This window comes from Azohydromonas caseinilytica, assembly GCF_012927045.1.
GTDB lineage: Bacteria > Pseudomonadota > Gammaproteobacteria > Burkholderiales > Burkholderiaceae_C > Azohydromonas > Azohydromonas caseinilytica.
Genome location: NZ_JABBFW010000085.1, coordinates 1 through 1,670 on the forward strand (window position 1 = coordinate 1; position 1,670 = coordinate 1,670).

Below are 1,670 nucleotides of genomic sequence, written 5' to 3' on the forward strand. Positions count from 1 at the left end.
CTGAGAAGCTGTGAACGATTTGCCTGCACCGAGCATGTTGAGCGGTACTGACGCGGCCAGCCGTGACGGTGCACGGGTGGGCCGTGGACGGCTGCAAGGCGCTCGCCGGGGCCGCCATGCCCGGCATGGCAGGCGGCCAGGGCTGTCGCAGCCGTTGAGAGCTACGTGGCGGGGTTCGACCGCGGCTTCAGCTTGCTGCGAAGGCAATGCCCAACGAGCACATGCGCATGAGGTTGTGCGCCAGCGCATGCCACAGCAGCACGGCGTGCGCCTTGAGCAGCCCGCGCACGTTGAACTGCTGCAAGCCCCGGCGGCGCAACTGCGCGTTGGCGCACTCCACCGTGGCGCCGCGCTGGCGGTACAGCACCTTGCCTTCGTCGCTGCCCATGAGGGCGCGCCACTGCGCCAGTGCGGCGCTGTCGCTGTCCTTGGGCGCGAAGGGGTCGATGGCGGGGTTGCGGCTGCTGGGCGGGGGCACCACGGCCTGGGTGCCCTGGGCATGCAGCGCTTCGATGGCCTGCAGCTTGGTAAATCCCCCATCGCCCAGCCAGTGCTTGGGCACACGGCCGTAGCGTTGCACGAGTTGCTGGTGCATGGGCGCCATCTGGCCCATGTCGCTGCCGCTGTTGGTCACGGCCACTGCGGCGATGAGCTGCGTGGGCGCGTCCACGGCGAGCTGCGCGTTGAACGCGGGGCGGAACCCGCCGTCGGCCATCTTCATCACACGCGCCTCGGGGTCGGTGGTGCTCACGCGCGGCTCGGGTTCGGGCTTGCGCGCCGTGCCGCTGGCACTGGGCGCGGGCGGGTCGTCGTGGTCGCGGCCCTTGGCCTTCTTGTCCTTCTTGGGCGGGCGCAGCCGCTCGATCTTGTCCATGGTGGCCAGCGCTTGCGCCAGACGCTGTTCGCGCTCGCGCGCCGCACGCTCCTGGGCCGCTTGCTTGCGCCGCGAGCTCGCACCCGCGTCCTCATGCAGCTCGGCCTTGAGCGCCTGCAGCTGCGCCTGGGCCTGCTCGTGCAGCCGCTGCAGCCGCTCTCGGCGCCGCAGGCTTGCGGCCTTGGCTGCGGCGCGCACGCGCATGCCGTCTTGGGCGACGACGTTGAGCGTCACGAGCCGGCGCTCCATGAGCGCGGCCATGCTGCGCGTGAGCTGCGCATCCAGCCATGCCGCGTGCTGCGTGCGCACGTCCGACAGGCTGTGGTGGTTCACGCCCACGCCGCCGCAGATCCAGCGGTACGCATCGTCGCGCTCGCACAGCCGTGCCAGCTCGCGCGCCGAGCCCACGCCGTCGATGGTGGCCCACAGCCACAACGCCACCAGGATGGCCGGGTCCGTGGCCGGTGCGCCGGCGCCGCCGCGTACCGACTTGATGGCCGCGTACAGCGGTGCCAAGTCCAGCGCTTGCACAAAAGCCCAGACGTTGCGTGCGGGATGGTCCGGCGCCAGCAGCGCGTCCAGCTCGCACGGGCGCAGCTCCACTTGATCACGCTGCGCGCGCAGCAGCCGCGGCTCGCCGGCGCTGCCCTGAGGCTGCGCCGCCATGCCCTGCCCAGCGGGCAGCTCCCCTTCACCGAACAGGCTGGGCTGGCCTTGTTCACTCCCTGCTGCGGACGGCGCTTGACTCATGCGCCCATTGTCCCGGCGGCCGGGAGATTCATTCACACCTTCTGAG

Annotated in this window: 1 protein-coding gene; it reads right to left on the minus strand. The window is 71.2% G+C overall.

The genetic code is table 11. The features are described 5' to 3' along the window. Window positions 1–187: 187 nt before the first annotated feature. Window positions 188–1,540: an IS1182 family transposase gene (locus HHL10_RS30050; RefSeq protein WP_375138999.1), complete on the minus strand. Its 1,353-nt coding sequence runs from the start codon at window positions 1,538–1,540 to the stop codon at window positions 188–190. Between the last annotated feature and the right edge of the window lie 130 nt (window positions 1,541–1,670).

Coding starts and splice junctions, on each gene's coding strand:
- HHL10_RS30050 (WP_375138999.1), bottom strand. CDS start 1,540: ATGGCGGCGCAGCCTCAGGGCAGCGCCGGCGAGCCGCGGCTGCTGCGC.